This is a genomic window from Streptomyces sp. NPDC041713, from assembly GCF_055591085.1.
Map to the genome: position 1 here is coordinate 438,031 of NZ_JBVIZY010000006.1, position 16,262 is coordinate 454,292.

A 16,262-nucleotide genomic window follows, 5' to 3' on the forward strand; every position below is an offset into this window, starting at 1 on the left:
GGTCACAATGCGGTCAGTCGCGTTCGTATAGCGGACTACCCGGGCGCGCCGCTCTCGCCGGCACCGGTCGCCCGCCTCCGTCATCCGTCATCCGTCATCCGTCAGAAGAAGACCCCGCACCTCAGCAGTACGTTCGCGTACGGTCGCGCCTCACCGGTGCGCACCACCAGGCGGGCCGCCGCCGAACGGCGCTTGACCTCCTCGTGCGCGACGAACTCCAGCGCGGGCAGGCTCTCCCGCAGCAGCCGCGCCGCCCCGGGATTGGCCTCCCGCACCTCGTCCGCCGCCGTGCCGCCCTCCACCACCAGCTCGGCGAGGAGCCCGTCGAGCACCTCCGCGAAGGACGGGACCCCGGCGCGGAACGCCAGGTCCACCACGCGCGGGCCCGCCGGGATCGGCATGCCCGCGTCGCAGACGAGCACGGTGTCCCCGTGCCCCAACTCGGCCAGCGCGCCCGCGAGATGGCGGTTGAGTATCCCCGACCTCTTCACCGGGACGGGACCTCCGGCGCCTCGGGGAGCTCCGAAGCCGTCGGGTAGGAGTCCTGCGCCCCCTTACGGGTGACCGCCGCCGCCCCCACCCGTACCGCGTACGCCGCCGCCGTCGGCAAATCCTCGCCGAGGCCGAGCCGCCAGCCGAGGGCCGCGGTGAAGGCGTCGCCCGCCCCCGTCGTGTCCACCGCGTCGACCCGCGGGCTCGGCACCCGTACGCACGCGTCGGCCGAGGCCTCCGCGGTGAGCGCGCCCTCGGCGCCCAGCGTGATCACCACCGAGCGCGGGCCGAGCGCGAGCAGGCCGCGCGCCCACTCCTCGGGGGCGTCGCCCGCGTCCTCGCCGAGGATCACCCGCGCCTCGTGCTCGTTGACCACCAGCGGGTCGCAGGCGGCGAGCACCTCGTCGGGCAGCGGGGCCGGCGGGGAGGGGTTCAGGACGAAACGGGCCCCGGGCCGCAGCGTGCGCACCACCTCGGCGACCGTGTCCAGCGGGATCTCCAGCTGGCTGGAGACCACCCGGGCCGCCCCGAGCAGGCCGCCCGCCGCGCGGATGTCCTCGGGGGTCAGCCGGGCGTTGGCGCCGGGCGACACCACGATGCTGTTGTCGCCGGACGGGTCGACGGTGATCAGCGCGACGCCGGTGGGCGCGCCGCCCTGGAGCACGCCGTCGGTGTCCACCCCGGCCGCGCGCTGCGCGTCCAGGAGGAGCCGTCCGTGCGCGTCGTCACCGACCCGGGCGAGGAGCGCGGTGCGGGCACCGAGCCGGGCGGCGGCGACCGCCTGGTTGCCGCCCTTGCCGCCCGGGTGGACGGCCAGGTCGGAGCCGAGGACCGTCTCGCCCGGCGCGGGGCGCCGCTCCACGCCCACCACCAGATCGGCGTTGGCGGAGCCCACGACAAGGAGCTCGTAGTCGTCGTTCATGTCTGCTTGTTCCTGCTTTCGTGCGATGAGGTGCGGTGGTGACGGTACTCGGAACGGCCGTCGGTCAGCGCCCGGGGCACGGACGCGCAGACGGGGGTTCAAGGACAGGCCCTCAGGAGAAGTCCTTGACGTTCTTCGCCGTGACGACCTTCACCGGCACCTTCACCGTCTCCCGTACCTTCTTGCCCTGCGCCGACCGCACCGCGTTCCGCACCGCGATCTTCCCGAGCTCCTTGGGCTGCTGCGCCACGGACGCGTACAGCGTCCCCGCGCCGACCGCCTTGAGGCCGTCGGGCGTGCCGTCGAAGCCGACCACCGGCACGGACTCGCCCGCCTTGTCGCCGAGCGCCTTGACCGCGCCGAGCGCCATCTCGTCGTTCTCGGCGAAGACGCCGTTCACGCCCTTGTGGGACTGCAGGAGGTTGGTCATGACGTCCAGGCCCTTGGTGCGGTCGAAGTCCGCGGGCTGCCGGGCGACGACGTCGATCCCGGGGTAGGCCTTGATGCCCTCGGCGAAGCCCTGGCCGCGCTCACGGCTCGCGGAGGTGCCCGCCGTGCCCTGCAGCACGATCACCTTGCCCTTGCCGCCGAGCTTCTCGGCGAGCGTCTTCGCCGCGAGCCTGCCGCCCGCGACGTTGTCGGAGGCGACCAGCGTCGCGGTCTTCGCCTTGTTCACGCCGCGGTCCGCGGCGACCACCGGGATGTCCTGCTTGTTGGCGCCGCGCACGGCGGGGCCCGCGGCGTCGGAGTCCACCGGGTTCACGATGATGGACCGCACGCCTTCGCCGGTGAAGTTCTGCAGCTGGTTGGACTGCTGGGACGCGTCGTTCTGCGCGTCGGTGACGGTCAGGTCGATGCCCGACTTCTTCGCCTCGGCCTGCGCGCCCTCCTTCATCTGCACGAAGAAGGGGTTGTTGAGCGTGGACAGCGACATGCCGATCTTCGTCGAGGTGCCGGACGAGCCCGAGTTGAAGAAGGAGACCGCGCCGACGACGGCCGCCACGACCACGGCGGCCACCGCGTACTTCGCGGCCTGCGGCCCCTTTCCCCGCACCCCGCCGGACGCCCCCGACGAGGCCCCGGGCGTCGCGCCCGCCTTGCGCCGGAGCGTGTCCAGGAGGACCGCGAGCGCGATGACGACACCGATCACGACCTGCTGCCAGAAGGCCGACACGGAGAGGAGGTTGAGGCCGTTGCGGAGGACCGCGAGGATCAGCGCGCCGATCAGCGTGCCGGACGCCTTGCCGACACCGCCCGCCAGGCTCGCGCCGCCGATGACGACCGCGGCGATGGCGTCCAGCTCGTACCCCTGCGCGGCCTGCGGCTGCGCGGAGACCAGGCGGGAGGCGAGCACGATGCCGGCGACGGCGGCGAAGAGACCGGAGAGCGCGTAGATCACGAGCTTCTGGCGCTTGACCCGCAGCCCGGACAGGCGCGCGGCCTCTTCGTTGCCGCCGATCGCGTACATGGAGCGGCCGATGAACGTACGCCCGAGGACCAGCGCCGTGACCAGGCCCATCGCGACCATCACGATCACCGGCACGGGCAGCCAGCCGCCGACCGTGTCACCGAGGTGCGAGACCGAGTCGGGGAAGGCGATCGGGCTGCCCTGGGAGATCACCAGGGAGAGGCCGCGCGCCACCGACAGCATCGCGAGCGTCGCGATGAACGGCGGCAGCTTCCCGTACGAGACGAGCACGCCGTTGACGAACCCGCAGACCACGCCGGTCGCCACGGCCATGACGACCGCCAGCCACACCGGGAGCCCCTGCGACGTCGCCGTCCAGGCGAGGACGGTGGCCGAGAGCGCGGCCACCGAGCCGACCGACAGGTCGATGCCCGCCGAGACGATCACGAAGGTCACGCCGAACGCCAGGATCGCGGTGACCGCGGCCTGCACGCCGACGTTGAGCAGGTTCTGCGTGGTCAGGAAGTCGCCGGACAGCAGCGACATCCCGACGACCAGGACGATCAGGGCGCTCAGCGCGCCGTTGTCGAGCAGCACGCGGCGGAGCGTCGGTGCGCCACCCGCGTCGCGCTTCAGGGTTTCAGTGGCCACGGGTGCCCTCCGCTGTCTTGTCGTTCCCTTGCGGTGTTCCGGTGCCGTCGACGACGGGTGCGCTGCTGACCGCGAGCGCCATCACCGCGTCCTGGCTCGCCTCTTCGGCGGTGAGCTCGCCGGCGATCCGGCCCTGCGCCATCACCAGGACCCGGTCGCTCATGCCGAGCACCTCGGGCAGATCACTGGAGATCATCAGGACCGCGTGCCCGGACGCCGTCAACTCGTTGATCAGCTGGTAGATCTCGACCTTCGCGCCCACGTCGATGCCGCGGGTCGGCTCGTCGAGGATGAGGACCTTGATGTCGGCGAGCAGCCACTTGCCGATGACGACCTTCTGCTGGTTGCCGCCGGACAGGGTGCGCACGTGCTGGCCGAGCCCGGCCATCCGCACCCCGAGCTGCTCGGCGATCCGGGCGGCCGCCCGCTGCTGCCCCTTGAGGTCCACGAGCCCGGCCCGGGTGGCCGAACGCAGCGTCACCAGACCGAGGTTCTCCCGTACGGAGGCGTCGAGGACGAGCCCCTGCCCCTTGCGGTCCTCGGGGACCAGGCCGACGCCCGCGCCCATCGCCGCGTTCACGTCGTGCCGGGGCAGCCGCTCGCCGTGTACGCGTACGGTGCCCGCGTCGTACGGATCGGCGCCGAAGACGGCGCGCGCCACCTCGGTGCGGCCCGCGCCGACCAGGCCCGCGAGGCCCACGACCTCGCCGGCCCGCACCTCGAAGCTGACGTCGTGGAAGGCGCCGTCGCGGGTGAGACCGGTGACGGAGAGCAACGGGGGCCCGGTGTCCGGGCGTTCGCGCGGATACTGCTGCTCGATGCTGCGCCCCACCATCAGCCGGACCAGCTCGTCCTCGTCCGTCGACGCGGGCACCTGGGCGACGCTGCGGCCGTCCCGCAGGACGGTGACGCGGTCGCCGAGCGCCGCGATCTCCTCCAGGTGGTGGGTGATGAAGACGATGCCGACGCCGTCCGCGCGCAGCGTGCGCACGATGGCGAAGAGCTTGTCGACCTCTTCGGAGGTGAGGACGGCGGTGGGCTCGTCCATGATGAGGACGCGCGCGTCCAGGCTCAGCGCCTTGGCGATCTCGACCATCTGCAGCCGGGCGATGCCCAGTTCGCGCACCTTCGCGCGCGGTGACACCCGCACGCCGACCCGCTTCAGGAGCGCCTCGGCGTCCGCCTCCATCTTCTTGCGGTCGACGAGACCGAAGCGGCGGGGCTGACGCCCGAGGAAGATGTTCTCGGCGACGGTGAGGTCGGGGACGAGGTTGAACTCCTGGTAGATCGTGGCGATGCCGAGCCGCTCGGCGTCCTGTGCGCCGTGGATGCGCACCTCGCGCCCCTCGGCGAACACGCGTCCGCTGTCGGGGCGGTAGGCGCCGGAGAGCATCTTGATCAGGGTGCTCTTGCCCGCGCCGTTCTCGCCGAGCAGGACGTGCACCTCGCCGCGGCGCAGATCGAAGTCGACGGAGTCGAGCGCGACGACGCCCGGGAACGTCTTGCGTATGCCTTCGATGCGCAGCAACTCGTCTCGGCTGCTCACGGATTGCTCCTTCGTACGGAGGTGTCCTCGCCGGCGGGCTCGCCGCAGGAGCGGCGGACCACGAGGCGGGCGGGCAGGGTCACGGACTGCGGGCGTCTGCCCTCGATCAGGTCGGTCAGCGCGTGCACGGCGGCCCGGCCGAGCTCGGCGGTCGGCTGGGCGATCGCGGTGACCGGCGGGTCGGTGTGCACGAACCACGGGATGTCGTCGAAGGCCGCGAGCCCGATGTCGTGCGGGACGCGCAGGCCGTGCGCGCGGATCGCGTCGAGGGCGCCGAGCGCCATCAGGTTGTCGGCGGCGAAGACGACGTCGGGCGGCTCGGGCAGGGCGAGGAAGCGCGTCGTGGCGCGGCGCCCGCTGTCGGCCTGGAAGTCGCCCTGCCCGATGTAGGCGTCGGGCAGCGCGATGCCCTGCTCGTACAGCGCGTCGCGGAAGGCCTCGACGCGCTCGCTGCCGGTGGTGGTGGCGGCCGGGCCCGCGATGATGGCGAGCCTGCGGTGGCCGAGTCCGTGCAGGTGGGCGACGAGGTCGCGGACGGCGCGGCGGCCGTCGGAGCGGACGACGGGGACGTCGACGCCGGGGATCCACCGGTCCACGAAGACCATCGGGGTGCCGCCGCGCACGGCGTCCAGCATCAGCGGCGAGCCGCCGTCGGTGGGGGAGACGAGCAGCCCGTCGATCCGCCGGTCGAGCAGGGTCCGCACGTGGTGGTCCTGCAGCTCGGGCCGCTCGTCGGCGTTGCCGATGATCACGCTGTAGCCGAGCGCGCGGGCGGCCTCCTCGACGGACCGCGCCAGCTCCGTGAAGTACGGGTTGAGCACGTCGCTGATGACGAGCCCGAGGGTCCGGGTCTGGTCGGTGCGCAGGGACCGGGCGACGGCGTTGGGCCGGTAGCCGAGCGCCTCGACGGCGGCGAGGACACGGCCGCGCGACGCGGGGCTGACGGAGGGGTGCCCGTTGAGCACGCGCGACACGGTGGCGACGGACACCCCGGCCTCGGCCGCGACGTCCTTGATCCCCACGGAACTGGGCGCCATCGTCGGTCCACCTCCTCGTGGAATCGATTACACGGAGGATTGGAAACGATTACACGGGGGCGTGGCAAGGGGTGGCGGGGGCGTGAGATCTGATCGTGATGTGGGGTGGGAGTGGTGGCGGTGCCGCGAGCCGGGCCGGTGAGGCGGCCGCCGACCGTTGGCACGGTGACCCGGCCGGCCGGGAACCCGGCGGGTGGCCCCCGCGTCGGAGCGTCAAGGCATCCCGACGGGGAGGGGGCGCGGGTATGTCTTCCCGTGCACAGGAAGAATCAGCCGTGGTGCGCTCGGAGATGCAGAGCGCCAACACGCAGGCATCGATAGCGCTCGCCGGTCTCGCGGTGGCAGTGGCCTCGTTCGGTGGCCACGCCAGGGACCTGCTCCAGCAGCCGTGGCCGGTCGCCGTTCTCGGCGCCGGCGGGAGCGGGGCGGCGGCGGCCGCGGTCTGGTCGCTGCTGGGAGTCGTCCTGCCCCGCCTCGACGCGTCGGGGCGGGGCAGTTTCCTGACGTGGTCGGAGTGTGAGCCCGACCGGCTGCGCGAGGCGCTCGAAGCCGACTACCAGGTCGAGGAGCTCCGCGTGCTGTCGCGCATAGCCGTGGCCAAGTACCGGGGGCTGAGAAGGTCCGGGCAGCTGATCCGGGTGGGACTCGTGCTGTTGGGCGCGGCCTCGGTCCTGGGCGCGTGGTGACAGGGTCCGACCGGTGAGCGCCGCTACACCCCCCGGAAGTCCACCGTCAGCCAGGGGCTGTCCGGGTCGGTGGTCAGGGCCCGGTGGGCGCGGAGTGCGTCCGTGTACCAGGTGCCGAACTGTTCCTCGTCGAAGTGGAGGCAGCGGCCCAGGATGTAGCCCGCGGAGAACGACTCCCACGAGCTGTACGCGGCACGGGCCGCCTCCGAGGCGCGTTCCAGGGCCTTGAGCAGTTCCGCGCGCGTGGCGTAGCGGGCGCCCACGCCCCAGCGGGCCATCTTCGAGGCGCGGCCGGTGTCCCAGGCCGCGACCGTGTCGACGCGGCCGCCGGGCGGCAGCAGGGCGTCGGCGCGGAAGCGGGACTCGTAGCGGATCACCTTGCCGACCAGGTCGCGCAGGTGCCCGACGAAGCCGTCCAGGTCGGCGTCCTCGCCGGGGCGGTGCGGGGCGTCGGGGCCCGAGGTCTGCGACACGCGGTGGCGCAGTGTCGCCTCGGTCCGCTCGCGCCAGAGCTCCGGGTCGACCCGCGGACCGTACCGCTCGATCAGCGCGGCGCGGACGTCCAGGACGAAGTCCCAGTACCAGGGGCTGACCTCCCGGGTGAGCAGGCGCTCCTGCAGGGCCAGCCAGTCGTCGCGGTCGTGCACGCCCCACCACTCCCGCAGCCGGTCGATCTCGTTGTGGTGGCCCGCGCCGTGCCAGTCGAGGGTGTTCCAGGCGTCGCCGTTGGCGAAGCACAGGTGTGCGCCACAGGCGAGGCCGTGCAGGACCGGGCTGCCGGGTGCGGGCGCCCCCGTGCGGCGGGTCTCGATGCGGTGGGCGAGGTTGCCGGGGCGGTAGTGGCGCGCGTGCAGGTCCGACCAGACCTCCCGCTCGTCGTCGGTCGTCAGGTAGAACTGCTGACAGGGCGTCGCCGCGTTCACGACGAGCAGGTCGACGTCGTCCGGACAGTGCGCGGCGAGCGTGTCCAGCGTGACGTACTCGTAGACGAGCTCGGGGTGCGGGCGGGGCAGGAAGCCCGCCGTGTACACCTGCGCGATCTTCCTGCCGTCCGGCAGGTCGAAGGTGAGCAACTCCGATGCCGCGCCGCCCTGTTCGGACTCGTCGTCCGGCCCGCCCTCCGCACTCCTCGCGTCGTCCTCGTCGAGCCGCACCGGGCGGTACAGGCCCTCGACGGCCAGCGCCCGCAGATACCCGTACGCGTCGTCCTCCTGGCACAGCTCGTACAGGTGCTGCTCCAGATCGGCGGGCGCCTGCCAGGAACTGCCGTCCTCCGGCACGGGGACGTCGGGGAAGAACTCGTCGTGGTACTCGTCCGCGTGCTCGGCGAGGTCGTCTGTGAGGTCTGTGAGGTCTGCGGAGGCTATGTGTGTTGCCGGGTCTATGTGACCGGCAGGGCTGGTGTGCCCCGCGGGGTCGGTGTGCTCTGTGTGTTCGTCGTGCATGAGGGTCTCCGCTCGGGCGCCGCGCCGGAATTCGCGATCTTGCACCTTACGCGGGCACCTCGACGCACAGCGACTTCAGGCCGTTGATGAAGTGTGAGACCAGCCGCCGGGGTGGGGACGCCAGGCGCAGGGTCGGCAGGGCGCGCGTGAACTCCTCGTAGAACAGGCGGAGTTGGAGGCGGGCGAAGTGGGCGCCCAGGCACACGTGCGGGCCGTCGCCGAACGCCACGTGGGGGTTGGGGGAGCGGGTCAGGTCGAGGCGGTGCGGGTCGGTGAAGACGCGCTCGTCGTGGTGGGCGGACGCGTGGAAGACGACGACCTTGTCCCCGGCCGCGATGCGCGTGCCCGCGAGTTCGGTGTCCCGGGTCGCCGTGCGCCGGAAGCTGAGCACCGGGGGGTGCCGGCGCAGCAGCTCCTCCACCGCGGTGGCCAGGGGGGCCGCGCCCGTGCGCAGCCGCTCGTACTCGCGCGGGCTCTCGGAGAGCGCGAGCAGCCTGCCGGGCGCCGCGCCGCGCACGGTGTCGTTGCCCGCGACGGTGAGCAGGAAGAAGAACATCTCCAGTTCTGCGGAGCCGAGTTCGGGATCGGTGGCAAGCGTCGTCAGCACGTCGTCGGCGGGGTGCGCGCGCTTGTGCGTCGCCAGCGTCCCCGCGTACTCGAACATGTCGCGCAGCATCGCCGGCGACCGCGGGTCGAGCGGTACGCCGTCGGGGCCGAGCACGGGCGCGGCCGCCTCGTCGGGGTCCTGGTAGCCGATGACGCGCTGCGTCCAGTGCAGCAGCAGGCCGCGGTCGGCGGCCGGGACGCCGAGCAGGTCGGCGAGGTTGAGCAGGGCGTAGTCGTCGGTGACGGTCGCGACGACGTCGAACGTGCCGTCGCCGGCCCTGGCCTGCCGCACGGCGGCGTCGAGCAGCGTACGGGCCCGCTCGCGCACCGCCTCCTCGAACCGCTCGATCCGCCGTGGCGTGAACGCGCGGCTGACCAGCCTGCGCAGCCTGCCGTGATCGGCGGGCCCCGCCCCGGCGGACGGGCCGCCGGCCCCCGCCGCCGGGTCCTGGTTGAGCATCATGCGGCGGATGAACGGCAGGTCGTCCGGCGCGGGATCACGGATCTGGGTGGCGCCCAGGTACGAGGAGTACGTCGCCGGGTCCTTGAGCACGCGTACGACGTCCGCGTGCCGGGTGACCGCCCAGAACCCCGGCCCCGCGGGCCAGCCGAGCACCGCCCCCTCCTCCTGCCACGCCACCGGGTGGTGGTCGCGCAGCACGCGGTAGCGCTCGTACGGGACGCCCTCCGCGTAGAGCCGGGGGTCGAAGACGTCGGGCACGGGTGGGGTGGCGTGCGGAGGCCCGGGTGGCGGCTCCGGTGGTGTGCCGGGTGTGCCGGGTGGCGCGCCGTGCTCGTTCACGCGGCGCCGCCCCGCGCGCCGCCGGCGTACCCGACCCCGCCCCCGCGCGCGTCACCGTCCAGGCCGTCGCCGAGGTCGCTCTCGGCGCGCAGGAAGTCCTCCACCGTACGGATCAGCTCCAGCGGCACCTCGTCCAGCGCGTAGTGCCCCGCTCCCGGCAGCTCCGCCAGCTCGCCCTGCGGGAAGGAGCGCAGCCAGGTGGCGCGCATCAGGTCGGCCGACAGGGCCGGGTCGAGCGCCCCGGTGACGGCGAGCGCGGCGACGGGCGAACCGTCGATCTCGGTGTGGAAGTCCTCGCACGCCCACGAGTCCAGCCAGGCACGGAACGCCTTCGCGTCGCTGACCGCGAGCGAGCGGCGCACCATCCGGTCCAGCCAGGCGCGCGGGCGCACGCCGCCCGTGGTGAAGTCGATGATGGCGCGCCGGTTCTCCGGAAGGTGCGCGGCCGAGGCGAACAACTCCCACTGCTCCGGCGGAAGTTGCAGACCCTCGGCCGGGACCGGGGACACCCCGACGAGCCGCCGCACCCGGTGCGGGGCGGCGGCCAGGACGCGCTGCGCCACACTGCCGCCCATGGAGTGCCCGACGAGCGAGAACCGCTCCCAGCCGAGCCGGTCGGCGAGGTCGAGCACGTCGGCGGCGCCCTCGCTCGTCGTGTACGCGCCGACGGCGTCCTTGGCCTCGCCGTAGCCGCGCAGGTCCACCACCGCGTACTGGAACGCGTTGCCGTCGAGGTCCGCGAGCACCGGCTCGTACGCCGTGCGGTCGGCGAACCAGCCGTGCACCGCGACCACCTTGTGGGGGCCTTCGCCGAGCAGGGTGTGGGGGAGCGGGAAGGAGGTCACTGCGACTCCGATCGCCGGCGGGTCCGGGGCCCCGGTTGCGGGCGGCCCCGGGGACGGGTGCGGGGCCGTGACCACGGTGTCCCCAACCCCCGTGCCGCGCAAGGGTGCCCGCGCCGCGCCATGTGTTCGACAGCGGGTGCGAAGGGCGCACACCGGGGCGGGGGGTGAACTTGGCCGACGGCCTGCGGGGCGGTGCCGCGGTTGGTCAGAATGTGGCATGGCCATCCGTCGCCGCAGCTACCGGCTCGACCAGGAGCCGGACACCGGAGCCCCCCGCCTGATCCGCGCGGAACAGGCCGGGCCCGGGCCGCAGCAACCGCACGAGGAGCACGAGCAGCACGGGGAACAAGGGGATTACGAGGCGCACGGCGGCCGTGGGGACAGTGGGAACCACGGGGAGTACGAGCGCCACGGGGCGCACGAGGCGCGCGGCGAGCGCGCGTTGCGCGGCGTACACGAGACGCGCCGCGAGCGCGCGGACGCGGACGCGCTGGACTCCGTCGTCGCGCGGATCGCCGGCGCCGTCACGGAGTTGAGCTACACCCTGCTCCCGGACGGCGCCCGGCTCCTGTGCGCCGCCCTCCCCGGACAGCGCGTCGAGGCGCTGCACGTGAGCGCCGACACCCCAGGACCCGGCCCCGTCTGGCCCATCGACACCTGGCGCTCCGACGCCTGGGAACCGGGCGCCGGCGACACCCTCGGCGCGGGGTTCGTCGAGTCCGAACTGCCGCTCGCAGAACCCCACTTGGACCACTCGGTGCTCGTGGAGTTCGCCCGGGCGCACGCCGACCGTGTCGCGCCCTTCCTCACCGACGTGCGCCGGCTCTTCGGCGACCCCGCGGGGCGGCAGATCGTCCTGGTCGAGGAGGAGCCCGAGACCGTGGCCCGCTGGATCGCGCTCGCCTGCGCCTCCCTGCCCGAGACGTACGTGCCCGCGCTGACCTTCACGACCTGGACCGCCGACCCGTACCGCGCCCCGCAGCAGATCATCGGCATCGGTCCGGGCGCCGCGTTCGACCGCTCCGACGAGGCGACGACCGCGTATCTGTACCGGGTGTACGACGGCACGGGCGGACCGCAGAGCCCGCCGCCCGACGAACCCGACGCCTGGGCCCGGCTGACCGCCGAGCGGTGGCTCGCCGGCAACCCGCCGCGCCCCGCGCCCGGCGCGGCGACGTACCCGGAGGGTCCCTTCGCGCTCCTGCCGCTGGTCTCGGGCGCCGGCCGGAAGGACACCGCGGACGGCGGCGCGAGCTCCCTCTCCGGCGCCGAACTCGCCGGTCTGAGCAGTGAATCCCTGCACGTCGTGTTCGATGCCCTCGCCGGGTCCGTGCACCGGGGCGAGGCCGCCCCGCACACCCTCGACGGCCTCGACCGGCTCTGCCGCGACCTCGACGGCGACCAGGCCCTGGCGGCCCGACCTCTCGCCCTCGCCCTGGTCAAGCACCGGCTCGACGCCTCGCGCGGTCACGGGAGCCTGCCCGACCTGACCGCTTTCGACGGCCTTCCGCTCGGCCAGGACGCCTGGCGGGAGTTGCGCGAGGAGTACGGCGAGCGCGCCGACGACGCCCTGCGCGCCCGGCTCCGCGGCCCCGTCACCGGCTGGACCGAGCCGCTGCGCCTCGCCCTCGCGGTGGGCGCCGACGGCGGGCCCGGCCTCGCCGAGGCCATGGACCGGCTCGCGGACGCCCTGCTGCACCCCGAGGGGCGTGAGTGCGCGCAGGCCGTCCGGGTCCTGACGGAGGTCGACCGGGTCGCCTTCACCCGCCGGGTGCTCCGGCTGCTCCTCGTCGACTTCACCGTACGCAAACTGGACCGGCTGCGCGCGCTCGCCAGGTCGCCGCAGGGCGAGTGGCTGCGGCGCAACATCGAGGACGCGCCGCTCACCGTCCGCCTCGCCGCGGCCGCCGCGTACCTGAGCGACGCGCCCGACCACCTGCGCGGCGCCCAGCTCTTCGAGCGGCTCACCGAACTCCTCTCGGGCCCGAAGGTCGAGGACGCCACGACGCTGCGCCTGTTGTGGCACATCGTGTGGCGCAACGACCCGCCGGACCCCGAGGACCAGGCCTGGGTGGCCCGCGCCTGCACGCCCCGCCTGATCATCGAAGCGGACCTCGGTCGGCGCATCATGGGCTGGCTCAAGGAACCCGACCGCTGCGACCGCGAACTGGTCGACTTCGCACGGGCGATGCGCGAGGACGGCAAGCTGGGCGCCCACGAGCGCAACACCGCGAAACTCCTCGTGGCCGCCCAGGACCTGCTCGACGGCCGGCTGCCCCTGAGCAAGGCCGCCATCGACCTCCTGGAGGAGCTGGGCCGCAAGGCGCCGCCGCCCGGCCCGGTGCTCCGCAAAGGCATCGAGGAGCGGGTGGGCCGCGCCCTCGCGGGGGCCAACCCGCTCGACATGTGCGAGGCGCACGGACTGCGCATCCTCGTCGCCGCGGGCCCCGCGCTCCTGAACACCTACCGCGCGTACCTCCTCGACCCCGCCCAGGTCGACCGCATGGTGCGCGAACTGCCCGACAAGCCATCGGAGTTGGCCGCGTACTTCTATCTGTGGCGGCCCCGCCGGCGGCACGGCGTCACCCCGCAGTGGCGCGCCGTCGCCGAGGAACTCCTCACCCACGCCCTCGAACCCGTCCTCGAACGCCTCGACCACCGCCGGCTCGGACAGGTGGCCACCGTCTTCGAGCGGGAGGGGCAGGGCCTGCAGGAGTGGACGGCATGGCGTCACCAGGTCGCCGGGCGGCAGAGCTGACCGGGCACCACCGGCGGCGCGCCCGTGACGGCACCCCCGCGCCGCCCCACCACCCTCTTCCCACGAAAGGACCAGCGTGAGCGACACCACCCAGACCATCGTCGACAACTTCCCCGGCGGCAGTATGGCCAGCCGGCCCGTGCACTTCATCTGGATGCTCGACTGCTCGGGCTCCATGGGCATGAACGGCAAGATCGGCCAGCTGAACTTCGCCATCCGCGAGGCCATCCCCGAGATGCAGCAGGCCGCCCAGTCCAACCCCGCCGCCTCCCTGCTCGTCCGCGCCATCACCTTCGCCAGCGGCGCGAGCTGGCACGTCAGCGAGCCCACCCCCGTCGACCAGTTCTCCTGGGAGGACGTGCACATCTACGGCGGCACGGACATGGGCGCCGCCTTCAAGCTGGCGGCCGGCGCGCTGCAGACCCCGCCGATGCCGCAGCGCGCCCTGCCGCCCGTGCTCGCGCTCGCCTCCGACGGGCAGCCCACCGACGACTGGCGGGCCGGGCTGCGCGCCATCGACGGCACCCCGTGGGGCAAGCGCGCCGTGCGCGTCGCGGTGGCCATCGGCGACGACGCGGACAAGAGCATGCTCAAGGAGTTCCTCGGCAACCCCGAACTGGAGCCGCTGCAGGCGAAGAACCCGCGCCAGCTCGCCGCCGCCATCCGCTGGATGTCCACCGCGGTCGTCAAGGACGCGTCGACGCCGAAGGTCGACGACGGCGCGAAACCGGCGACGCCGCTCGACGTGCCCTCGATGACCAAGGGCGAAGACGACATCTGGTGACCGGACCGGAGACGACGACCAGACCCGCGGCGGCGCGGACCGCGCCCTGGGCGCTGCTCGACGGCGCGGTCCGCGGGGTGGCGAAGAAGTACAGCCAGGACCGCAGCGCGGCCCGGCTGGTCGCCGGGGGCCGCGCGGTCGTCCTCGCGGTCGCCGACGGACACGGCAGCGCCGCGCACTTCCGCAGCGACCTCGGGGCGAGCTGGGCGGTCGAGGAGTTCACGGCGTGCGCCATGCCCTTCGCGCACGAGGCCGCGCGCATCGGTGACGACGCGGCGCTCTGGCCCGCCCTGCGCGAGGAGGCGCGCCGGCTGCCGCAGCAGGTGGGCCACCGCTGGCACGGGTGCGCCCTGCTGCAGGAGGCCAACGCGCCCGCGCACGGCTCCCGTTGGCTGCCCGCCGCGGACCCCACGAAGCCCCGCGAGCGCCCCGAGAGCCCGGACCTCGCCGCCTACGGCAGCACCCTCATCGGCGCCGTGCTCACCGAACACATGTTGTTCTGCTGGCAGTTGGGCGACGGAGACATAGTGGTCGTCGACGCCGAAGGCGTCCCGCACACGCCGCTCTCCACCGGACCCGACATGGGCGACGAGACCGACTCGCTCTGCGAGGCCGAACCCTGGCGCAAGACGCGCTCGCACTGGCAGCCCTTCACCGGCGGCGCGCCCCCGTGCGTGCTGCTCTCCACCGACGGGCTCTCCAAGAGCTTCGCCGACCACCAGGGCTTCCTGGACTTCGCCACCGGCCTCGGCGGACGCGCCGCCGAACAGGGCGTGGCGGCGGTGCAGGCCCAGCTCCCGGACTGGCTCGGGCGGGCCGCCACGTACTCCGGGGACGACACCACCCTCGTGGGCGCCATAACGGTGCCCGCACAGCGCAGCCAACCGTGAGCACAGCGCAGCGAATCGTCAAGGGCAGAGAGGAACAGAATGGTGAACGGCATGCTCGCCGCCGGAAAGACCCTGGTGGCCGAGTCGGGGGAGAAGCTGAAGGTCGCCGAGCTCTTCGGCTCCGGAGGGCAGGGCGAGGTCTACCGCGTCCAGACCCCGACCGGCGACCGGGCGGTCAAGTGGTACTACCCCCAGCTCGCCGACGGCCGCCAGCGGGAGATCCTCGAAGGCCTCATCGCCAAGGGCTGGGACGACCCCCGCTTCCTGTGGCCCCGCTCCATCGTGATGGACCCCGAGGGCAAACAGCCCGGCTTCGGCTACCTCATGGACGTACGGCCCGCACGCTTCTGCGATCTGCCCGCCCTGTTCCGCCGCGACCCCTCGGTGGCGTCCGCGACGATGCGCACCCTGGTGACCGTGGCCCTGCACACCGTCGAGGCCTACCGCGCCCTGCACTCCCGGGGCATCGCCTACCGGGACATCAACTGGGGCAACATCTTCTTCGACCCGGTCACCGGCGACGTCCTGGTCTGCGACAACGACAACGCGGTCGTGGAGGGCGCGGAGGCCGCCGTCGCGGGCACCATGGACTTCATGGCGCCCGAGCTGGTCCGCGGCGACCGGGGCACCCAGCCCGGCACCCAGAGCGACCTGCACTCCCTGGCCGTGCTGCTCTTCCTGCTGCTGATGAACGACCACCCGTTCAACGGCGCCCTGGCCCTGAACATCCGCTGCATGGACGAGGCCGCCAAGCGCAAGCTGTACGGCACCGACCCGGTCTTCGTCTACGACCCGGCCGACACCCGCAACCGCCCGGTCCCCGGCGAGCAGCCGACCGTCGAGGCGACCTGGGGCGCGCTGCCGCAGATCCTGCGGGACCTGTTCATCCGGACGTTCACGGACGGCCTGCGCAGCCCCAAGCTGCGGGTGCGCGAGTCGCAGTGGCGCGAGGCGCTCAGCCAGGTCCTGGACGCCATCACCCAGTGCGGCGCGTGCGGCAAGCAGAACCTGACGCAGCCCGACGGCGCGCCCCCCAACTGCTGGAAGTGCCGCACCACCCTGAAGCTGCCGCCCCGCCTCGAACTGGTCACCGGCACCGGCACGTTCCGCACCCGGCGCGGCATCCGGCTCGCCCCCAGCGCCCGCGTCTACGCCCACCATCTGCGCGAGGACCCCGACCGGCACGACTTCTCCGCCGTGGTCGGCGAGGTCACCGAACACCCGCAGCAGCGCGGCCGGTTCGGCCTGACCAACCGCACCTCGACGGTGTGGACGGCCCGCAAGGACGACGGGACGGTACGCGACGTCGACCCCGGCAAGACGATCGCGCTGCGGTCGGGGCTGCTCATCGAGTTCGGCGGCGGGACGGAGGCCGTGGTCAAGGAGTGAC

General features: G+C 73.4%; 13 protein-coding genes. 5 read left to right on the top strand and 8 right to left on the bottom strand.

The window, feature by feature from the left end:
- Positions 1-101: 101 nt before the first annotated feature.
- The 5 genes from rbsD to ACZ6CV_RS21400 form a co-directional block, all read right to left on the bottom strand.
- Positions 102-491, bottom strand: a complete 390-nt coding sequence (gene rbsD, locus ACZ6CV_RS21380) for a D-ribose pyranase (RefSeq protein WP_469252312.1) — start codon at positions 489-491, stop codon at positions 102-104.
- Positions 488-1,414 (bottom strand): ribokinase, encoded by a 927-nt coding sequence (locus ACZ6CV_RS21385; protein WP_469252313.1) that lies wholly within the window; start codon positions 1,412-1,414, stop codon positions 488-490. Before ACZ6CV_RS21385 ends, rbsD begins: the two co-directional genes overlap by 4 nt.
- 112 nt (positions 1,415-1,526) lie before the next feature.
- Positions 1,527-3,473, bottom strand: coding sequence for an ABC transporter permease/substrate-binding protein (locus tag ACZ6CV_RS21390; RefSeq protein WP_469252314.1), 1,947 nt, complete (start codon positions 3,471-3,473; stop codon positions 1,527-1,529).
- On the bottom strand, positions 3,463-5,019 hold the full coding sequence (locus ACZ6CV_RS21395) for a sugar ABC transporter ATP-binding protein (protein WP_469252315.1): 1,557 nt from the start codon (positions 5,017-5,019) through the stop codon (positions 3,463-3,465). Before ACZ6CV_RS21395 ends, ACZ6CV_RS21390 begins: the two co-directional genes overlap by 11 nt.
- Positions 5,016-6,056 carry a LacI family DNA-binding transcriptional regulator gene (locus tag ACZ6CV_RS21400; RefSeq protein WP_469252316.1) on the bottom strand — a complete coding sequence of 347 codons (1,041 nt, stop codon included), beginning with the start codon at positions 6,054-6,056 and terminating at the stop codon, positions 5,016-5,018. The genes ACZ6CV_RS21395 and ACZ6CV_RS21400 overlap by 4 nt, the downstream gene beginning before the upstream one ends.
- A gap of 245 nt (positions 6,057-6,301) precedes the next feature.
- Between ACZ6CV_RS21400 and ACZ6CV_RS21405 the strand changes: the two genes are divergently transcribed.
- Positions 6,302-6,742, top strand: a complete 441-nt coding sequence (locus tag ACZ6CV_RS21405; RefSeq protein WP_469252317.1) for a Pycsar system effector family protein — start codon at positions 6,302-6,304, stop codon at positions 6,740-6,742.
- A gap of 23 nt (positions 6,743-6,765) precedes the next feature.
- On the opposite strand, the gene ACZ6CV_RS21410 is transcribed toward ACZ6CV_RS21405, so the two are convergent.
- The 3 genes from ACZ6CV_RS21410 to ACZ6CV_RS21420 all read right to left on the bottom strand — a co-directional run bounded on the left by ACZ6CV_RS21410 (position 6,766) and on the right by ACZ6CV_RS21420 (position 10,440).
- Positions 6,766-8,187, bottom strand: a complete 1,422-nt coding sequence (locus tag ACZ6CV_RS21410; protein ID WP_469252318.1) for a DUF1266 domain-containing protein — start codon at positions 8,185-8,187, stop codon at positions 6,766-6,768.
- Positions 8,188-8,233: 46 nt separating this feature from the next.
- Positions 8,234-9,514, bottom strand: coding sequence for a cytochrome P450 (locus tag ACZ6CV_RS21415; RefSeq protein ID WP_469252466.1), 1,281 nt, complete (start codon positions 9,512-9,514; stop codon positions 8,234-8,236).
- Between the two features lie 77 nt (positions 9,515-9,591).
- Positions 9,592-10,440, bottom strand: a complete 849-nt coding sequence (locus ACZ6CV_RS21420) for an alpha/beta fold hydrolase (RefSeq protein ID WP_469252319.1) — start codon at positions 10,438-10,440, stop codon at positions 9,592-9,594.
- A 217-nt stretch (positions 10,441-10,657) separates the two neighbouring features.
- Here ACZ6CV_RS21420 and ACZ6CV_RS21425 point away from each other — a divergent pair, with 217 nt between their 5' ends.
- The 4 genes from ACZ6CV_RS21425 to ACZ6CV_RS21440 all read left to right on the top strand — a co-directional run bounded on the left by ACZ6CV_RS21425 (position 10,658) and on the right by ACZ6CV_RS21440 (position 16,261).
- Positions 10,658-13,198 (top strand): GTPase-associated protein 1-related protein, encoded by a 2,541-nt coding sequence (locus ACZ6CV_RS21425; RefSeq protein ID WP_469252320.1) that lies wholly within the window; start codon positions 10,658-10,660, stop codon positions 13,196-13,198.
- Positions 13,199-13,322: 124 nt separating this feature from the next.
- Positions 13,323-13,982, top strand: coding sequence for a vWA domain-containing protein (locus ACZ6CV_RS21430; protein WP_355806246.1), 660 nt, complete (start codon positions 13,323-13,325; stop codon positions 13,980-13,982).
- Entirely contained in the window at positions 13,979-14,872 is an 894-nt protein-coding gene (locus ACZ6CV_RS21435) for a protein phosphatase 2C domain-containing protein (RefSeq protein ID WP_469252321.1), read from the top strand. Before ACZ6CV_RS21430 ends, ACZ6CV_RS21435 begins: the two co-directional genes overlap by 4 nt.
- Positions 14,873-14,914: 42 nt before the next feature.
- Complete coding sequence (locus tag ACZ6CV_RS21440) at positions 14,915-16,261, top strand: serine/threonine-protein kinase (protein WP_362367050.1); 1,347 nt, start codon at positions 14,915-14,917, stop codon at positions 16,259-16,261.
- Position 16,262: the final 1 nt, after the last annotated feature.